This window comes from Stenotrophomonas sp. WZN-1 (assembly GCF_002192255.1).
GTDB lineage: Bacteria > Pseudomonadota > Gammaproteobacteria > Xanthomonadales > Xanthomonadaceae > Stenotrophomonas.
On sequence record NZ_CP021768.1, the window covers coordinates 4159182 to 4178029 of the forward strand.

The 18848-nt window shown below is 66.0% G+C and carries 18 protein-coding genes; 7 read left to right on the forward strand and 11 right to left on the reverse strand.

The genetic code is table 11. The features are described from left to right. Nucleotides 1–176: 176 nt before the first annotated feature. Nucleotides 177–1676, forward strand: coding sequence for a YifB family Mg chelatase-like AAA ATPase (locus CCR98_RS19460; RefSeq protein WP_087923878.1), 1500 nt, complete (start codon nt 177–179; stop codon nt 1674–1676). Nucleotides 1677–1800: 124 nt separating this feature from the next. On the opposite strand, the gene CCR98_RS19465 is transcribed toward CCR98_RS19460, so the two are convergent. The 3 genes from CCR98_RS19465 to yidA form a co-directional block, all read right to left on the reverse strand. Continuing rightward, nucleotides 1801–2187, reverse strand: coding sequence for a hypothetical protein (locus CCR98_RS19465; protein ID WP_087923879.1), 387 nt, complete (start codon nt 2185–2187; stop codon nt 1801–1803). A gap of 119 nt (nt 2188–2306) precedes the next feature. Beyond that, nucleotides 2307–4625: a TonB-dependent receptor gene (locus CCR98_RS19470; protein WP_087923880.1), complete on the reverse strand. Its 2319-nt coding sequence runs from the start codon at nt 4623–4625 to the stop codon at nt 2307–2309. A gap of 376 nt (nt 4626–5001) precedes the next feature. Continuing rightward, nucleotides 5002–5835, reverse strand: coding sequence for a sugar-phosphatase (gene yidA, locus CCR98_RS19475; protein WP_087923881.1), 834 nt, complete (start codon nt 5833–5835; stop codon nt 5002–5004). 149 nt (nt 5836–5984) lie between these two features. Between yidA and CCR98_RS19480 the strand changes: the two genes are divergently transcribed. After that, nucleotides 5985–6647 carry an exopolysaccharide biosynthesis protein gene (locus CCR98_RS19480; RefSeq protein WP_087923882.1) on the forward strand — a complete coding sequence of 221 codons (663 nt, stop codon included), beginning with the start codon at nt 5985–5987 and terminating at the stop codon, nt 6645–6647. Nucleotides 6648–6776: 129 nt separating this feature from the next. Here CCR98_RS19480 and CCR98_RS19485 read toward each other — a convergent pair whose 3' ends face one another. The 3 genes from CCR98_RS19485 to CCR98_RS19495 all read right to left on the reverse strand — a co-directional run bounded on the left by CCR98_RS19485 (nt 6777) and on the right by CCR98_RS19495 (nt 9028). Then, complete coding sequence (locus CCR98_RS19485; RefSeq protein WP_087923883.1) at nt 6777–8087, reverse strand: sorbosone dehydrogenase family protein; 1311 nt, start codon at nt 8085–8087, stop codon at nt 6777–6779. Next, nucleotides 8080–8520, reverse strand: a complete 441-nt coding sequence (locus tag CCR98_RS19490) for a DUF2231 domain-containing protein (protein WP_049400823.1) — start codon at nt 8518–8520, stop codon at nt 8080–8082. Before CCR98_RS19490 ends, CCR98_RS19485 begins: the two co-directional genes overlap by 8 nt. Before the next feature lie 97 nt (nt 8521–8617). Further along, nucleotides 8618–9028, reverse strand: coding sequence for a hypothetical protein (locus CCR98_RS19495; protein ID WP_232463051.1), 411 nt, complete (start codon nt 9026–9028; stop codon nt 8618–8620). Nucleotides 9029–9280: 252 nt separating this feature from the next. On the opposite strand from CCR98_RS19495, the gene CCR98_RS19500 reads away from it, so the two are divergent. Further along, a complete protein-coding gene (locus CCR98_RS19500) occupies nt 9281–11047 on the forward strand; it encodes a S8 family serine peptidase (protein WP_087923885.1) in 1767 nt (588 codons plus the stop codon). Then, nucleotides 11047–11625 carry a DNA breaking-rejoining protein gene (locus CCR98_RS19505; protein WP_087923886.1) on the forward strand — a complete coding sequence of 193 codons (579 nt, stop codon included), beginning with the start codon at nt 11047–11049 and terminating at the stop codon, nt 11623–11625. Before CCR98_RS19500 ends, CCR98_RS19505 begins: the two co-directional genes overlap by 1 nt. Before the next feature lie 136 nt (nt 11626–11761). Here the strand turns inward: CCR98_RS19505 and CCR98_RS19510 are convergent, their stop codons facing one another. From CCR98_RS19510 to cyoA, 5 genes are read right to left on the reverse strand one after another with little or no spacing between them, the layout of a single operon-like run. Beyond that, nucleotides 11762–12442, reverse strand: a complete 681-nt coding sequence (locus CCR98_RS19510) for an SCO family protein (RefSeq protein ID WP_087923887.1) — start codon at nt 12440–12442, stop codon at nt 11762–11764. An 11-nt stretch (nt 12443–12453) separates the two neighbouring features. Continuing rightward, on the reverse strand, nt 12454–12786 hold the full coding sequence (gene cyoD, locus CCR98_RS19515) for a cytochrome o ubiquinol oxidase subunit IV (protein ID WP_006399830.1): 333 nt from the start codon (nt 12784–12786) through the stop codon (nt 12454–12456). Between the two features lies 1 nt (nt 12787). Further along, the gene (gene cyoC, locus CCR98_RS19520; protein ID WP_087923888.1) at nt 12788–13423 is read right to left on the reverse strand and encodes a cytochrome o ubiquinol oxidase subunit III; all 636 of its coding nucleotides are present in this window, start codon (nt 13421–13423) and stop codon (nt 12788–12790) included. Beyond that, nucleotides 13420–15396, reverse strand: a complete 1977-nt coding sequence (gene cyoB, locus CCR98_RS19525; protein WP_087923889.1) for a cytochrome o ubiquinol oxidase subunit I — start codon at nt 15394–15396, stop codon at nt 13420–13422. Before cyoB ends, cyoC begins: the two co-directional genes overlap by 4 nt. A 5-nt stretch (nt 15397–15401) precedes the next feature. Continuing rightward, nucleotides 15402–16307, reverse strand: a complete 906-nt coding sequence (gene cyoA / locus CCR98_RS19530; protein ID WP_087923890.1) for a ubiquinol oxidase subunit II — start codon at nt 16305–16307, stop codon at nt 15402–15404. A 183-nt stretch (nt 16308–16490) separates the two neighbouring features. Here cyoA and CCR98_RS19535 point away from each other — a divergent pair, with 183 nt between their 5' ends. From CCR98_RS19535 to CCR98_RS19545, 3 genes are read left to right on the forward strand one after another with little or no spacing between them, the layout of a single operon-like run. After that, on the forward strand, nt 16491–17906 hold the full coding sequence (locus tag CCR98_RS19535) for a PLP-dependent aminotransferase family protein (RefSeq protein ID WP_087923891.1): 1416 nt from the start codon (nt 16491–16493) through the stop codon (nt 17904–17906). Between the two features lie 55 nt (nt 17907–17961). Then, nucleotides 17962–18240, forward strand: coding sequence for a hypothetical protein (locus CCR98_RS19540; RefSeq protein ID WP_005414763.1), 279 nt, complete (start codon nt 17962–17964; stop codon nt 18238–18240). Next, complete coding sequence (locus CCR98_RS19545) at nt 18240–18839, forward strand: DUF6436 domain-containing protein (protein WP_087923892.1); 600 nt, start codon at nt 18240–18242, stop codon at nt 18837–18839. The genes CCR98_RS19540 and CCR98_RS19545 overlap by 1 nt, the downstream gene beginning before the upstream one ends. The last annotated feature ends 9 nt before the right edge of the window (nt 18840–18848 follow it).

Sequence of the window (18848 nt, forward strand, 5' to 3'; positions counted from 1 at the left end):
GATCCAGGTGCGGTTTGGACGCGTCAAAGACCCGGGGGCCGCTGAACCGCGATGTCTATTCAAGACGCCGGGCAACCCTTGACCAGAATCCCCCTAGCCGTTTCACCCGCAATACCCGATGGTTCCCTGCGGAACGCCTGCCGCACCATCAAGCGTCTCTCTGCAGGAAACCACACATGAGCCTGGCGCTGGTCCACAGCCGTGCCCGCGCCGGGGTCGACGCCCCGCTGGTGCGGGTGGAAGTGCACCTCTCTGGCGGCCTGCCTGCCACCCAGATTGTCGGCCTGGCCGAGACCAGCGTGCGCGAATCGCGCGAGCGCGTGCGTGCCGCCCTGCTCTGCGCGCGCTTCGACTTTCCGCAGCGGCGCATCACCCTGAACCTCGCGCCCGCCGACCTGCCCAAAGAAGGTGGGCGTTACGACCTGGCGATCGCACTGGGCATTCTGGCGGCCAGCGGCCAGGTCGATCCGCAGTCGCTGCTGCAGTACGAATTCCTGGGCGAGTTGGGCCTGACCGGTGAGCTGCGCCCGGTGGCCGGCGCGCTGCCGGCGGCGATTGCGGCGGCCGAAGCCGGGCGCATCCTGGTGGTGCCGCCGGGCAATGCCGCCGAGGCTGCGTTGGCCGAGCACGCTGATGTGCGGGTAGCGCGTACGTTGCTGGAGTGCTGCGCTGGGTTGGGGAACCCACGCCTGCTGCCGCCAGTAGAGCGTGTGGACACAACGCCGTTGCCACTGCCGGATCTGGCCGACGTGCGCGGGCAGGCGCATGCACGGCGTGCATTGGAGGTCGCCGCAGCGGGTGGGCACCATCTATTGCTGATCGGTAGCCCTGGCTGCGGCAAGACGCTGTTGGCTTCGCGCCTGCCCAGCCTGCTGCCGGACACCGAGGAAGCCGAGGCGTTACAGCTGGCCGCGATTGCCTCGGTGAGTGGTGAAGGGCTGGACCCACGGCGCTGGCGGCAACGGCCTTTCCGATCCCCACATCACAGTGCCAGTGCGACGGCGCTGGTGGGTGGCGGCAATCCTCCCTGCCCCGGCGAAATCTCGCTGGCCCATCATGGCGTGCTGTTCCTGGACGAGCTTCCGGAGTGGAACCGCAGCGCGTTGGAAACCCTGCGCGAGCCGCTGGAATCCGGCCACATCCGCATCGCCCGCGCGGCGCGGAGCGTGCAGTATCCCGCGCGGTTCCAGCTGGTGGCGGCGATGAACCCTTGCCCGTGTGGCTGGGCCGGTGACCGCAGCAACCGCTGCCTGTGCAGTGACGAGCGTATCAACCGCTACCGCGCGCGCGTGTCCGGTCCGTTGCTGGACCGTATCGACCTGCATATCAGCGTGGCGCGCATGGACGCGATGGAGCTACGGGAGAGCACGCCGCTGGGTGAGCCCAGTGCTGCGGTACGTGCACGGGTGGAAGCCGCGCATGCCCGGCAGCGGGCGCGTGGCGGGCTCAACGCACATCTACCGCCGGCTGCGCTGCGCGCGTGCACAAAATTGAGTGAGGCCGATCAGGATCTGCTGGAGCAGGCGATTGAGCGGCTGCAGCTTTCCGCACGGGCGATGCACCGGATTCTACGGGTCGCTCGCACCATTGCTGATCTGGCGGGTTGTAAAGCGATCCAGACGGCGCATCTGGCTGAGGCGATTGGTTACCGGCAGTTGGATCGGGGAAAGCCTTAGAAATGCCGGTCGGGTTGGCTATTGGTAGAGTCGACCGTTGGTCGACTCTCGCGCGAAGCGCGGCCTTCTGAGAGGTAGATGCGAAGAGCGGTCGACTAACAGTCGACCCTACCAAGGGCAGGCTTCAAGCCACGGAATCCATCCGCCCACGCTTCGCCAGCAACGCCACCCGACGGCTGACCAGCGCGTGGAGCTCCGCCAGCTCCGACGCCCGGCCAGCCGTCATGTTGTCGCCGAACAGCACCCGCGACAGCCCCGCCGCCTCGCTGTCCTCCGGGTGCTGCCACCGGTCGCGATAGACCTTCTGGCAGACCAGCCACGCCTGCGGCAGCCCACCACCGGGCAGCGGGCGGACCACGCGTTCGTAGACCTGCCAGAACTGGTATTCGGCCCGCAGGTCGATTGCAGGCGCCACGGACAGCGCCTGCCGGGGCCGTCCTGGGCCCCGGATGCCGAACAGCGGGGTTCGCGGGTTGTGCTGTGCCATGCCGACAGCATGACCCAGCAACATTGTGGGAACCTTGCGTCGCCGCCAGAAAATCCCTGTTGATTGCGCAAGGCGGGTTTGTGGACGGATCTGGGCACCTGCCTGGGGACCGCCAGGTGCATCCACGCATGGCGTGGATCTACTTAGAAGGTCATTAAGGTGCTGAACATCAGCTGCCGGGGGGCGCTGCGCTGCAGGGTCTGGTAATCCCCCGAGAACGACGAGCCGGCGATGGTGGCGGTGCCGATGTTGTGGCGGTTGAACAGGTTGCTCACGTCCAGCCGCAGCTCCAGGCCGGGCACCACGCTGTCCGCACCGAAGCGGTAGGCGGCATAGGTGTTGACCTGCCAGAAGGTCGGCACGCGGATGTCATTCTCGTAGGTGAAAGGCTGGCGCAGGTAGGAGATGCTGGTGGCACCGAAGCGCCAGTCACCGAAGTGCGCGGAAAGATCACTCACCAGCGAGATCTGCGGGTAACCCGGCTGGGCGTTGCCCTTGATCGGGTACACCGTGTCACCCACCACGAAATCGCTGTCATAGTACGAACGGGCCACGGCCACGCCCTGGTAGAACTGCAGGTGGTCGGTCAGGTCGGCGGTGATGCCGAGGTCGGCACCAATCACGTGCATCTTCGGCATCAACCGCACGGTATTGATCTGCGCGAACTGGGTGCCGATGGCGGCCGACAGCAGTCGGTTGCGGATGTCGTTGTAGAACACATCGCCGGTGATCGTCAGCCGGTCGAAGCGATGCGACGCGCCTACAGTGAGGTTCCAGTTCTTTTCCGGGCGCAGCGTGCCCGCCACGCGTTCGAACTCTTCCTGGTCGGTGATGGTCCACGCCGAGGCGGTGTAGCCGATGTTGCCGCGCTGGGCGACGCGATAGCCGTTCATGGTATTGGCCAGGTCGATGAAGGCATCAGTGGATTCGGTCGGGCTCCAGAACAGCGAGACATGCGGCAGGAAGTTGCTCTTCGCGCGCAGCGTGCCGTTCACCGGCCGGTCCTTGGCATCACCCAGGCCGCCGCCACTGGTGCGGAAGTCCACGGCCTTGAAGCCGACACCCAGCTTCAGCGTGTCATTCAACACGATATCGTCCTGCAGGTAGAACTGGCGCGAGCGGGTCACCCAGCTCGATGCGTTGTCGGTCTTGAACGCGGGACCGTACACATCGAACGGACCGATAGCCTTCAGCGGCGGGCCCCCGCCCAGCAGCGGCTGCTGGTACCACTCGGTCTTGGCCGCGGCCTTGCTCTTCTCCTGCCAGAAGCCAGCAGTGAAGGTGTGCGCGCCGGTCTCGAACTGCAGGTTGAGCATGCCGCCCAGCCGATTCACGCGCGGCGTCTGCACCTGTTCGGAGAACGGTGCGCCGTTGGGCGACGGCACGGTCGGATCGGTCAGCGTGGCCTGGGTGTGGCTGTTGGCGTTGTACAGCTGCACGTTGCCACTCAGCGCCGGGCTGATCTGGAAGCGGTGGTTGATCGAGGACACGCGATCGCGGGTGATCTGGCCGGTGTCGTACGGGATCAGTTCGGACAGCTCACCGCAGGTATAGGCGCCGCAGGACTTGTCCGCATTCTCCGGCGAGGCCACGTACCACGCCCACGCATAATCGGGATAGAAGATGTCGGCCTTCCAGCCCAGCTTGCGGATCATGTCGAAGGAGATGTTGTTGTAACCCCAGACCTTGGCCTTGCTGTCGGACAGGAACACGGTGAAGTCGCCCCAGGCAACCTCCTGCTGCAGCTTCAGGTCGCCGCGCAGGAAGTTCTGGGTGCCCTCGCCCTGGTACTTGTCGGCGGACACGCGCTGCAGGTCGACCAGCACCTTCGGGCCATGCTCACCGAGCTGGCCGCTCTGCCCGGATACGGTGGTGACCAACGTGCTGTTGCTGCCCACGCCCTGCTTCGCGCGCAGGCTGGGCGTGTCCTGCAGCTCGCGCAGGCGGTATTCCAGGCTGCCGCCGTTGACGCTGCTGGAGAACACGCTGACCGGTGCGCCGCCGGGGCTGACCGTGATCGCGCCGATGCCATCGGGCACGCCCACGTTCACCACGCTGGTGCCGGTGAGCGAGAGGAAGCCGTTGTCATTCAGTGGCACGCCCTCGAAGGTGATGCCCATTTCATTCATGCGGAAGCCGCGCACGAACAGGCTGGTGGCGGAGATATCCAGGCCGAGCCCGTCGGTAGCGGTGTAGCTGGCGCCCGGCACCTGCTTGAGCATGGCCAGGCCATTGTTGCCGGTGACCATCGCGTCGAGGTCCTCGGCCTTGATGATGTAGCGGTTGGGGCCGACCACCTGGGTCGGTGCAACGGCGGCACCGCGCGGCGTGGCGATGACCTGCAGGGCGTTGAGCGTGGTGGGCGTGTCGAGCGCGGCGTCGCGCGTGTCTGCGGCGTACGCAGGTGCAGTGATGGCCGCGATGATGGCCAGGGCGAGGCGCGTCGTGGGTGGGGTGTTCATCGGCAGATCCAGGTGCAGGGAGAAAGCGGCGCAGGCGAACGCCCAGCGCGTTGCAGCACCGGTATCGGCGCCCTGGCTGGCGATGCGATTGCGTTGAGGGAGTGACGGCGCGGTGCGCGCCGGTCAGCAGACGAAGGCAATCATCTGCCGTGGGATTCGGTGGGGTGATTTCGACGTGCGAAATTCTTGCATCGCGCTGCCGCATCCGCCATTGCACCGTGGTACAGCGCAGATGGCGATGGGGATGGGTGGGTTATACGTGGGTATAGCCCCGGCATGGTGGAGGCCGACCTTGGTCGGCGCTCGTGTGCCAACCAAGGTTGGCACCCACCGGGGCGGATGAGGTTGGCACCTACCGGGGCATAGGGACGCGCGGTTACTGCAGGACGAAACGCTCAATGGCGCGCGCCACGCCTTCGTCGGCATTGCTGCTGGTCTCAAACCGCGCCACCGCCTTCACCGCGTCGATGGCATTGCCCATCGCCACGCTCGTACCGACGTACTGCAGCATGGTCAGGTCGTTCTCCTGGTCACCGATGGCCATCACGTTGGCGCGGTCGATGCCCAGGTGCTCGGCCAGCTTCTGCAGGCTCGGGCCCTTGCCGGCGCGGTGGTCGAACACTTCCAGGAAGAACGGCGCACTCTTCAGCACCGCGAAACGTTCGGTCAGCGCGCTGGGCAGGCGCGCGATGGCGGCATCCAGCACGTCAGGCGCGTCGATCATCATCAGCTTGATGAAGGACATCGACGGGTCCATGTCCTCCACGCGGCGATAAGACAGCGGCATCCGCGAGAGATGCGAGTCGGCCACGGTGTAGTAGCTGATGTCCTGGTTGGGCGTGTACATGCGCTGGCTGTCCAGCGCCTGGAAGTGCACGCCCAGGTCGCGGGCGACCTGCTCGCAGAACAGGAAATCGTCGAAGCTGAGCGGATACTCGACCACGGTTTCGCGGGTGCCGATGCGCTGCACCAGGCCGCCATTGCAGGCGATGCAGTAGTCGTCGTTGCCGTTGATGCCGAGCTCGTGCAGGTACGGCGCCAGGCCCGGAACCGGGCGGCCACTGGTCAGCACGATGTGCACGCCCAGTGCGCGCGCCTGCGCGATGGCCTTCCTGGCGCGGGGGGTGAGCTGGTGCGACGGGTCCAGCAGGGTGCCATCCATGTCGATGGCGACCAGTTCGATGGTCGATTGCCTGCGGCCCATGTCCATTGCGTTCAACTCGTGCGGGGCACGCCAGTTTAACCCCTCATGCCCGGTTCACCTCTTTGCCCACGTTGGCCGGGATACTGCGGGAGCCTGTGCGTCCCCCACCGCAGGACGGCCCGCTGACCGCCCTTCCCTGGAGAACCTTGCGACGCATGACCTATCGTGCCCCCGAAACCAATGACAGCGCGCCCCTGGCCCAGCAGATCGAGCAGATGATCGACGAGCTGCCCGGCGACCAGGTGAGCGTCGGCACCCTGCTCAGCGCGCTGGGCGATGAGGGCCTGCTGCTGATCGTGATCCTGCTCTCGGCCATCTTCATCATCCCGGTGTCGATTCCCGGGCTGAGTACGGTGTTTGGCGCCTCTATCCTGCTGATCGGCCTGAGCCGGGTGCGCAACCGCCCGCTGTGGGTGCCGCAGAAGCTGGCGCGCCGCGAGATCGCTACCGACAAGCTGAAGGCCAACCTCGGCCGTGCGCTGAAGTGGGTGCACCGCATGGAGCGGCTGTCGCGGCCGATGCGGCTGGCGGTGATGGTGCGCTCGAAGAAGATGATGCGCCTGAACAACCTGATGCTGGTGTTCGCGACCCTGCTGCTGATGGCGCCGGCCGGGCCGATTCCGTTCAGCAATACGCTGCCGGCGCTGGCGCTGATGTCCTTTGCGATTGGCTTCATCCAGCGCGATGGCGCGGCGGTGGCGGCTGGGTACGGTTTCGTGGTGGCCACGGTGGTGTATTTCGGCGTGCTGCTGGGTGGCGTGGGGTTTGCTGCCGAGTCGGTGTTCAGCGGGCTGCGCAGCAGTACCGCGGAACTGTAGAGCCGAGCCCATGCTCGGCTGCTCTTCGGCCCGTGCGCGCAACTCCTGCGCTGCGCGCGTAAGCCGAGCATGGGCTCGGCTCTACAAAGCCGGATCCACAGCTTTCGAGCGTGGCTCGACGCTACAGAGTTACTTGGCCGATACCCGCCACACAACGTCGCCCACGTCGTCGGCGACCAGCAATGCACCCTCGGCATCCATCGCCATGCCCACCGGTGCGCCCATCAGGGTCTTCTCGTCCTTCGAGGCGAAGCCGCTGACCACGGTCTGCGGACGCCCGGTCGGCTTGCCGTCCTTGAACGGCACGTAGACCACTTCGTAGCCGCTCAGCGGCGAGCGGTCCCAGCTGCCGTGCTCGCCGATGAAGGCGCCACCGTGGTACTGCGCCGGCAGCGCCTGGCCGGTGTAGAACAGCAGGCCCAGCGGTGCCACGTGCGAGCCGATGGCATAGTCCGGCACGATCGCCTTGGCCACCAGATCCGGCCGCTGCGGCTGCACGCGCTCGTCCACGTGCTGGCCGTAGTAGCTGTAGGGCCACCCGTAGAAGCCATCTTCCTTCACCGAGGTGAGGTAATCCGGCACCAGGTCGGCACCGATCTCGTCGCGTTCGTTTGCTACCGCCCACAGCTTCCCGGTACTCGGCTCCCAGTCCAGTCCGGTCGGATTGCGGATGCCCGACGCAAAGATACGGCTGCCACGGGTGGCCACGTCCACTTCCAGCACCACTGCGCGGCGGTACTCGACGGCCAAACCATTTTCGGTGATGTTGCTGTTGGAGCCCACGCCCACGTACAGCTTGCTGCCATCACGGCTGGCCAGCAGTTCCTTGGTCCAGTGGTGGTTGATGGTGCTGGGCAGGTCGGTGAACTCGCGGCCCCTGTCGGACATGCGGGTTTCACCGGGCACGTAGTGGTACTGCATGATGTTGCCGGTGTTGGCCACGTACAGCGTGTCGCCGATCAGCTGGATGCCGAACGGCGAATGCAGGCCTTCGATGTAGACGTGTTGGGACCAGGTGTTCGTGCCCGGCGTGCGGCGCAGCAGGGTGACCCGGTTGCCGCCCTTGCCGGCCTTGCCCGAGCGCGCCTTCACCTTGCCGGCGATCCATTGCTTGGGCGTGGTGACCGGTTCTTCACCGGGGCCATTGCCTTCCACCACAAGCACATCGCCATTGGGCAGGGTCAGCAGCCGCCGCGGATGCTGCAGGTTGGCGGCGATGCGTTCGATCTTCAGGCCCTCGGCCACCGTGGGTGACTGGCCCTCGGCCCAGCCGACGCCCTTGGGTACCTGCATCGGCGGCATCAGGAAGTTGGCCGGCTTGGGCAGCGGCGGCTGCGGGCCCGACTGGTCGGCCGGATGGTATTCAGCCTTGCCGGCGCAGGCCGACAGGGTAACGGCCAGTGCCAAGGCGGCCACGGTGGGCAGGATGTGCTTAGCCATGACGACCTCCCTGCAGCACCGGCGGCTGCAATGACAGCAGGATCAGGCCCAGTGCGATCAGGGCCACGGTCAGCGCCGACAGGATCGTGCCCGGCACCGCGACGGCATAGGCATCGCGGCTGTGCACGAAGGCGTTCCAGATGGCCAGCACGACCGCGACCAGGTTGAGGAAGAAGTCGATGCGGTCGATGCGGGTGGCGGTGCCGTTGCGGCGCCAGACCGCAAACAGGTTGATCAGGCGCGGAATGATGGCGATCAGCAGGCCGAAGGTGATCAGCCAGGCGGCGGCCTTGCCCCACATGACCTCGGCGCTGTTGAGATAGATCGCGTCGAAGATCAGCGCGCCGACGAAGAAGCCGAAGGGTATCGGGTTCAACAGGCTGAACAGCGTGGTGCCGAGGCCGCGATGGGCCTGGGCGAGCGGATTGACCATCATCGTGCTCCGTGCGGAAGGGTGCACGGGCTGTAGTAGCACAGCGCGACGTGAGGATGCGCGATGATGCCCCGGCGGGGCTGCCATACCCACCGCGCTAGGCGGACTCGTCCTCGCGCACCTCGTGGAAGGGCAGCATCGTCTCGAAGCCGAATTCGTGTTCCATGCTGGTGCGGACCAGGCCGCCGATGGCGTAGCGGCTGGTGTTGGCATGCACGTCTATGCTACCGGGCCGCCATTCGGTGCGCAGATGCAGCGTCTCTGCGCGTCGCATGACGATCCGTTCCTCCTGCAGCAGCGCGCGACGGTGCTTCTTCATCAACAGGCGCAGCGGTTTCACCGTGGTGATGCCGAATGCTGCCAGTTCGGGCAGCAACTCGGCGATATCGGCATCGTCGCCATAGTCGTGGCTGCGCGTATGCACGGCCAGCACCACCTTGCGGATGGCGGCAACCGAGAGCGGGGTCTGGTCCGCGCGCGCACGGCCGCGCTGCCGTTCGTTCTTCATGTGTGTGGTCATCTGCAAGTAGTTCTCCCTGTTTCCCACGACTCAAATTCAACCGCGCGAAGATGGCGTGAAGATGTTTGTGTGCACTGTCATAACCAGACGTACTAAGTGTTTGTGACGCAATTGGCACATCTGCTGATTGCTTGTGTGAAGAGGTAGGGGGTTGTTCGTTGTGTCGCGTTTGGCTCGTTGCGATGGGGCAGTTCCGCCCCGCCGTCCTGCCATGCCGATTCACAACAGAAGGATTCGTGTATGAAGCGACACACGCAACGCTCCGCGCCACCGCGCTCCGCGCGCCTGGCCCTTGCCACTGCCCTGGTGCTGGGCAGCCTGGCCGCCACCGTCCAGGCCCAACAGGCCGATCCATTGGCGGGCATCCAGTGGCACCTGCTCAACACCGGGCAGACGGTACCGGCCGACACGCTGCCGGTGGCCGGCAACGATCTGAACGTGGATGGCCTGTTCCGCAACGGCATCCGCGGCCAGGGCGTCACCATCGCCATTGTCGATGACGGCCTGCAGATCGCGCACCCGGACCTGGCCGCCAACGTGGCGGCGGTGGCCGGCAAGAACTTCACCAACGGTTCGAACAACCCCACCCCGACCAACCCGGATGTCGACAACCACGGCACCATGGTCGGCGGCATTGCTGGCGCGGTGGGCGCCAACAACCTGGGCGTGCGCGGCGTGGCTCCGGCGGCAACGCTGAAGGGCTTCAACCCGATTTCGCGCTCAGCGTTGGGCAACCAGCAGAGCAACATCGAGTACGCCTGGTGGGATGGCGCAGAATCGGCCGACGTGCAGGTGTTCAACAACAGCTGGGGCGCCGGCCCGGGCAATCCGAACCTGCCGCTGGCGTACAGCGAGAACACGATTCGTTCGTACGAGCAGGCCCTGTCGGGCACGCGTGGTGGCCGCGGCGGCATCTACGTGAAGTCGGCCGGCAACAACTTCAACAATGCCTCGATCAGCCAGACCCAGGATGTCTGCACCACCGACACCAAGAACCGCAACACCGGCTGCGTGCCGGCCGGCCGCGATCCGCGCAACAACCTGTTCAACGTGATCACCGTAGGCGCGGTGCGCGCCGATGGCGTGCGCTCGTCGTACTCCTCCACCGGCTCGGCCCTGTGGGTGTCGGCTTTTGGCGGCGAGTACGGCCTGCAGGCGCAGTACGCCCCCGGCCTGGTGGCACGCGCCTACGATCCGGCCATCGTCACCACCGACGTGACCGGGTGCGCGCAGGGCAGCAACAAGAACACCAACCGCCAGAACACGCTGGACAGCAACCTGTCGGCCATCGACAGCACCTGCAACTACACCGCCAAGATGAACGGCACCTCGGCGTCGGCGCCGATGGTCTCGGGCGTGGCGGCACTGGTGCTGGAAGCCAATCCGAACCTGTCCTATCGCGATGTGAAGTACATCCTGGCCACCACCGCCACCCGCAACCACCCGAACCAGCCCGCGGTGACGCTGGCCGACGGGCGCACGCTGGTGCCGGGCTGGACGGTGAATGCGGCCAACCGTGCCTACAGCAACTGGTACGGCTTCGGTGTGGTCAACGCTGCGCGTGCAGTGCAGGTCGCCGAGAACTTCCAGTCGCTGGGACCGCTGGTCGACAGCGGCTGGCGCAACACGACGCGTACCGTGGCCATCGGCAACACCTCGGCCGCCGCCGCACGCCTGACCTTCCAGTTGGCCAACGGCGCGCGCAACATCGAAAGCGTGCAGCTGGGCTTCCGGGTCAACCACCGCAACACGCGCCAGCTGCAGTTCGTGCTGGTGTCGCCCAGCGGTACCCGCAGCGTGGTGCAACCGGCGTTCACCGCGATCGGTTCGGGCACGGGGGGCGCGCAGAGCAACTTCACCAGTTGGGACCTGCTGTCCAGCAATGCCTTCCTGGATGAGAATGCCAGCGGCACCTGGACGCTGGAAGTGACCGACATGGGGCAGGCCGCGACCGCAGCTTCGCGCGGCAACCTCGAATTCTTCAAGATCCGCGTTCTGGGGCACTGATGATGAAGACGACCATTCTGTTGAGCACGCTCGCCTTCGCGGCGATGACCTCCCCTGCCTGGGCACAGAGCTCCGGGCAGACTCCTCCGGCCAGGACCCTGTCGACCGTGGATGCGCAGGAACTGAAGGCGTCCGCTACCGGTCGCTCGTTCGATGTGGGCGGCACGCGCTTCCAGCTGTCTCCCTCGACCACCGTGAAGCAGGCCAGCGGCGGCCAGTTCACGATCACCCCGCAGGCGGCGGCGACCACCGGCTCGCGAACCAAGCGTTCGCTGGATAGCGCAGCGGCCGCGCCTGCTGATGCCGGTGCCGGCAAGTTCGCGGCAGCGGTCTCCCGTGACGGAGCGCCGGTGGTGGCGACATCGCGGGTCAAGGTGTTCTTCACCGATGCAGCATCGGCCCAGCGCGCGGCAACCGCCACCGGTGGCACCGTGGTGAAGGTGTCCAAGGCTTCGGGCCAGGCCATCGTGGAGTACCCGTCGGTGAACGCGGCGCTGGATGCGACCACCAAGCTGCTGTCCACCGCCGGTATCCGTGCGACCGAGCCGGACGTGGTGCAGTGGGAAGAAACGAAGTAAGGCGTTGAGTGGTGCCCCTGGCCGGTTGGCTCTCCTGGCCGGCCGGGGGATTGGTGTGTGGGGGTGTGCCGACCAACGGTCGGCACCCACCAGCAGCAGATCCAGACGTGCCAACCAAGGTTGGCACCCACCAGCGTCAGCGGGCGGCGAGTGTGTCGCTGTGCCTTGGGCTGCAGCTGGCCAGCGGACCGTTGCCGGCGGCCGGGTGGCCGGGCTCGAGCAGCAGGCGCTGCACGTCCGAGAACAGCTTGTCCACGGGCATGCCGTAGGGCGCGAACAGGCGCAGGCGGCCCTGGCGGTCGAACACGTAGCCACCGGCGATGTGGCTCATGGTGTAGGTATCCGGTACCTGGCCGGGCTCTTTCTCGTAGAACGCCTTGAAGTCGCTGGCCATCGCAGCCAGCTGCGCCTCGTTGCCGACCAGCGCGATCGCCTTGGGGTCGAACGCTTCCACATAGGTGCGCGCCACCTCCGGCGTGTCGCGGGCCGGATCGACGCTGACGAACACCACCTGCAGCTGATCGGCATCCCTGCCCATCAGGTGCTTCACCTGGCTGAGCTCGACCATCGTGGTCGGGCACACGTCCGGGCAGCTGGTGAAGCCGAAGAACAGATAGGTCACCTGCCCCTGCAGGTCGTTCGGGCCACGCACGGTGCCGTGGCTGTCGGGCATCGACCAGTGCTGGCCGAGTTCTTCGCAGGCGATGTCCTTGGAGTAGAAATCCATGCGCGACTGCGCGCTGCAGCCTGCCAGCAGGCCGAGCAGCAGGCCTGCGGCCAGGCGCAGGCCACGATGGGGGAACGCAATGCCTTTCACGGTTCGCAGGCTCAGTTGATCATCATGTGGTAGTGCATGCTCCAGATGATCCAGACCGACAGTGCGACGACGATGAACAGGATCACCAGAGTGAACACGAAGCTGGCCAGGTTCCAGCCGCCTTCGGACTTGCGGTCCATGTGCAGGAAATAGACCAGCTGCACCAGGATCTGCGCTACCGCGAAGCCGACCAGCAGGAACAGCGTGAGCGGCCGCGACAGCACCGGGTTCATCACCAGCGCGAACGGCACCACGGTCAGCAGCGCGCACAGCACGAAGCCGATCAGGTAGGACTTGGTGGAGCCGTGCGCATTGCCGGCGCGCGAGGTTTCGACGTGGGCCATGTCAGAAGGCTCCGATCAGGTAGACGAAGGTGAAGACGCAGATCCACACCAGGTCCAGGAAGTGCCAGAACAGGCTCAGGCACGACACGCGGGTGATGTTGGTCGGGGTCAGGCCACGGCGGTAGACCTGGTGCATGACCACCGCCATCCAGATCAGGCCACTGGCCACGTGCAGGCCGTGGGTGGCCACCAGCGCGAAGAACGCCGACAGGTAGGCACTGGTGCTGGGACCGGCGCCTTCGTGGATCAGGTGCGAGAACTCGTAGATCTCCATGCCAATGAACGAGGCACCGAGCACGAAAGTCACGGCCAGCCAGCGCAGCACCGCCGAGGTGTCGTGGCGATGCATCGCCAGCACGGCCTGGCCGTAGGTGATGCTGGAGACCAGCAGCAGGAAGGTCTCGGCCATCACGAACGGCAGCGAGAACAGGTCCTTGCCGGTGGGGCCGCCGGCGTAGGCGGTGCTGAGCACCGCATACGAGGCGAACAGCGAACCGAACAGCACCAGGTCGGACATGAGGTAGACCCACATGCCGAACACCTTCATGCCGCCCTGTTCGTGGCCATGGTCGTGTTCGTGGTGGTCCTCGTGCGCCAGGGTGTCGCTGGCCAGCTCGGGGCGGGTCAACAGGTTCATGCGCGTACCTCCTTCAACTTGGCCAGGCTGGCCGCTTCGGTGCGCGCCACCTCTTCGGAACTGACGTAGTAGTCCACGTCCTCGTCGTAGGACCGCACGATCAGGGTGACGATCATCGCGATGAAGCTGGCCGCAGCCATCCACCAGATGTGCCAGACCAGGGCGAAGCACAGCACCAGGATCCAGATGTTGAGGATCAGTGGCACGCCGGTGTTCTTCGGCATGTGGATCGCTGCGTACTTCTTCGGCGGCGGCGGCAGGCCGCGCTTCTTCGCTTCGTGGAAGGCATCCAGCTCATCGGCCTTGGGCACCACGGCGAAGTTGTAGAACGGCGGCGGCGACGGCGTGGCCCATTCCAGCGTGCGTGCATTCCACGGGTCGCCGGTCAGGTCCAGGTTGCGCCTGCGGTCGCGCACGCTCACGTAGATCTGCACCAGCATCAGGATGATGCCCGCGAACACAAACAGTGCACCGATGAAGGCGGCGATCAGGTACGGCGTCCACGCCGGGTTGTCGTACTGGTTCATGCGGCGGGTCATGCCCATGAAGCCGAGCATGTACAGCGGCATGAAGGCCAGGTAGAAGCCGATCACCCAGCAGGCGAACGACCACTTGCCCAGACGCTCGTTGAGGGTGAAGCCGAACACCTTCGGGAACCAGTAAGCGAAGCCGGCCAGGTAGCCGAACAGTGCGCCGCCGATGATGGTGTTGTGGAAGTGCGCGACCAGGAACAGGCTGTTGTGCAGCAGGAAGTCCGCGCCCGGGATGGCCAGCAGCACGCCGGTCATGCCACCGATGGTGAAGGTGACCAGGAACGCGATGGTCCACAACATCGGCACGCTGAACTCGACGCGGCCACCGTACATGGTGAACAGCCAGGTAAAGATCTTCACGCCGGTGGGAATGGCGATGATCATCGTCATGATGCCGAAGAAGGCATTGACGCTGGCACCGGAGCCCATGGTGAAGAAGTGGTGCAGCCAGACGACGAACGACAGGATGCCGATCGCCAGCGTGGCGCCGACCATCGACTTGTAGCCGAACAGCTTCTTGCGCGCGAACGTGGCGGTGACTTCGGAGAAGATGCCGAACGCCGGCAGCACCAGGATGTACACCTCCGGATGGCCCCAGGCCCACACCAGGTTCACGTACATCATCGGGTTGCCACCCAACGTGTTGGTGTAGAAGTTGAAGTCCAGGTAGCGGTCCAGGGTGAGCGCACCCAGCGCCACGGTCAGGATCGGGAAGGCGGCGATGATGATCACGCTGGTGACCAGCACGGTCCAGGTGAACACCGGCATCTTCATCAAGGTCATGCCCGGCGCACGCATGCGCAGGATGGTGATGAACAGGTTGACGCCGGTCAGCAACGTGCCGATGCCCGAGGCCTGCAATGCCCAGATGTAGTAGTCCACGCCCACGCCTGGACTGAACTCGATGCCCGACAGCGGCGGATAGGCGACCCAGCCGGTCATGGCGAATTCGCCAACGCCCAGCGAGATCATCATCAGCGCAGCGCCGACCACGAAGATCCAGAAGCTGAAGGCGTTGAGGAACGGGAACGCCATGTCGCGTGCGCCGATCTGCAGCGGCACGATGATGTTCATCAGGCCGACCACGAACGGGGTGGCCACGAAGAAGATCATGATCACGCCGTGCGCGGTGAAGATCTGGTCGTAGTGCTCCGGTGGCAGGAAGCCATCGCTGCCCGGCCCGGCCGCGGCCAGCTGCGCGCGCATCATCAGCGCGTCGGCGAAGCCACGCACCAGCATGACCAGCGCCACCACCACATACATGATGCCGATCTTCTTGTGGTCCACGGTGGTGAACCAGTCACGCCACAGCGGGCCCCACAGCTTGAAGTACGTCACCGCGCCGAGCAGCGCGAGGCCACCCAGCACCATGGCCGCCAGTGTGACCACGACGATCGGCTCGTGCAGCGGCACGGCCTCCCACGTCAATTTACCCAACATGTTCGTTACTCCTGGGAAACCTGGGCACCACCGGCAGCACCCACCGGGGTAGCAGCAGTGGTGTTCTCACCGACGCCGATGAACTGGTCGATGACCTTCTTGAACAGCAGCGGTTCGACGCTGGAGAAGTGCTGCACCGGCGCGTTCTTCGACGGTGCGGCCAGCGCCTTGAACTGGTTGAAATCCAGTGCCTGCGGTGCGCTGCGCACCTCGGCCACCCAGCGCTCGAACGCCTCGTTGCTGCTGGCGGTGGCGATGAACTTCATGTTCGAGAAGCCATGGCCGCTGTAGTTGCCGGACATGCCGCGGAACTGGCCGGGCTCGTTGGCAATCAGGTGCAGCTGCGTGCGCATGCCGGCCATCGCGTAGATCTGCCCACCCAGCTGCGGGATGAAGAAGGTATTCATCGTCGAGTTGGAGGTGATGTTGAACGCCAGCGGGCGGTTGGCCGGGAAGTTGAGCTGGTTGACCGTGGCGATGCCCAGGTCCGGGTACACGAACACCCACTTCCAGTCGGTGGCGATCACGTCCACGTGCAGCGGTTCACCGGCCACGTCCAGCGGCTTGTACGGGTCCAGCTCGTGGGTCGACTTCCACACGATCACCGCCAGCCCGGCGATGATCAGCAGCGGCACGCCCCAGACCACGATCTCCACCTTGGTGGAGTGCGACCAGTCCGGCGTGTATTTCGCTTTGGTGTTGCCGGCGCGGAAGCGCCAGGCGAATACGAAGGTCAGCACGATGGCCGGTATCACCACGATCAGCATCAGGCCGATGCAGATCAGGATCAGGTCGCGCTGGGCGAGCCCGACCATGCCCTTCGAATCCAGCAGCACCCAGTCACAGCCCGACAGGCCGACGCAGGCCAGGGCGACCAGCGCCAGGCGGATGCGGTTCCAGCAGATATTCATTGGAGGTCAACCCTGTTGAAGAAGCGCGCTTGACCGGCTCGCCTGCGCGCAGCGCCCGGGCGTGGAGCGGCTACACTGTGGGTACGAGGTCGCCTACAAGCAGGCGAACCACTCCAATCAAGCCCATACAAGATACATCATTGTATGGACTTGTGCATCTGCACGTATGGAAAAAACTGACCGATGACGCCACCTGCCGCCGGCCGCCGCCTGAAACATCCCAATCGCACCTGGGTTCGCCCCTTCCGCGAGGGCGCCGGCCCGCTGTACCTGCAGATTGCCCAGCAGGTCCGCGAGGCGGTGGATGACGGGGTGCTGCGCCCGGGCGACCGCCTGCCGCCGCAGCGCGACGTGGCCCAGCAGGTGGGCGTGGACCTGACCACAGTCACCCGCGCCTTCGCCGAGCTGCGCCAGGCCGGGCTGCTCGACGCGCAGGGCGCTGGCGGTACCTTCATCGCGCTGTCGGCCGGCAACCGCAGCACCTCGGTCGACCTGAGCATGAACATCCCGCCGCTGCTGGGCAGCGCGCCGTTCGCACAGGGCATGGAGGCCGGTTTCCAGCACGTGGGCCAGCAGCTGGGCCAGGGCGAACTGATGAGCTACCACGTCGGCGCCGGCACCCGCGAGGACCGCGCCGCCGCGGTGCAGTGGCTGGCGCCGATGCTGGGCACGGTGGGTGCCGACCAGGTGGTGATCTGCCCCGGCGCGCAGACCGCGCTGTGCGCGCTGATCCTGGCCCGCACCCAGCCGGGCGAGCTGATTGCCGCCGAGCAGCTGACCTATCCGGGCCTGCTGGCCGCCGCACGCGTGCTGCAGCGGGGCGTGGTGCCAGTGGCGATGGACGCCGAAGGCATGCTGCCCGAAGCGCTGGAAGAGGCCTGCCAGCTGCGTCGCCCGCGCCTGCTGTATCTGGTACCGACCATCCAGAACCCGACCACGGCGACGATGTCGGCACGGCGCCGGCAGGCACTGCTGGCGGTCGCGAAGCGCCACGATCTAACCGTGATCGAAGACGATCCCTACTGGTTGCTGGCCGGGGACGCCGCACCGCCGCTGGCCGCACACCGCGATGCGGGCTGTCCGGTCTATTACATCTCCACCCTGTCCAAGTGCCTGGCCCCGGGCCTGCGCACCGCCTACCTGGTGGTGCCGGCCGGCGAGCCGATGGAACCGGTGCTGGACGCCCTGCGCGCGATCGCGCTGATGCCAACCCAGCCGATGGTGGCGGTGGCCTCGCAGTGGATCCGCAGCGGCCAGGCCGAGGACATGGTGCAGCGCTTCCAGCAGGAGCTGCGCGAGCGCCAGGCGATTGCCGCGCAGTACCTGCCGTCCCGCGCGCGGGCGCACCCGGCCGGCCTGCACGTATGGCTGCCGCTGCCGCCGCGGCTGGACCAGTACCGGCTGATCCAGGCCGCACAGGAACAGGGGCTGGGCATCGCCAGCTCGGATGCCTTCAGTGTGGAAGAGCCGCCACCGGGCAATGCGATCCGCCTGTCGCTGGGCGGCGCGGTCGACCAGGGCGCGCTGGCCGGGGCACTGGCCAAGCTGAACGAGATCCTGTCCGAGGCCCCCGAGGCACGGCACAACGCCATCGTCTGAACGGGGCGCATGGCGCTTCATCCATACAAGATGATATTTTGTATGCAATGTATGGATGAAGGGACGTGCCTCGATGCGCGCCGAGAAACTGAAGTTCCACCTGGTGATGGCCGGCTGTGGCGGCTTTGTGGTGTTGATGCTAGCCGCGCTGGCCTGGGTCTGCCTGCAGCCACAGACCGTGGACGTACAGGCCGCCGAACGCCACGCCATCGAGCAATGCGTGCAGCGCAGCGAGGATCCGTCGCGTAGCGAGATCCAGCGCCGCGCGCAGGCCGATTCCTGCCGCGAGATGCGCAAGCAGTACGTGCACAAGTTCGGCCGGGAAGATTCCTGATGGGCGCAGCCGCGCCGCGTCGCCGCTGGCTGCTGCCGACGATGATCGCCCTCGCCTGCCTGTTCATGGCCGGCGTCGCGGCTGCACTGTGGCAGTACTTCGGCTACAGCGCGCAGTCGACGTTCACCGAACAGGCCATCGTCTTCGACGACTCGCAGCTGCGCCTGCCGGCCGATCTGGCTGGTGACACCGGCCGCATCCGCGTAGTGCATTTCTGGGACCCGGCCTGCGGCGTGTGCAACCGGGAAACCGGCGCGCACCTGAGCTACCTGATCAGCATGTACCGCCGCGCTGGCATCGACTTCTATGCGATCCGCCGCCCCGGCACCCAGGGCGAACTGCCCGAGCCGCTGCGCAACAAGGTGATCAACCTGCCGACCATCGGCGGCATCGAGCACATTCCGGCCAGCCCTGCTGTCGCTATCTGGGACCGGCAGGGCCATCTGGCCTACGCCGGCCCGTACAGCATCGGCATGGTCTGCAACTCGGCCAACAGCTTCGTCGAACCGCTGCTGGACAAACTGGTACGCGGCGAAACCGTGCGCCCGAAAGGACTGCTTGCCGTGGGCTGCTACTGCCCCTGGCCGGCCAAGCGCTGAGGACGCGCA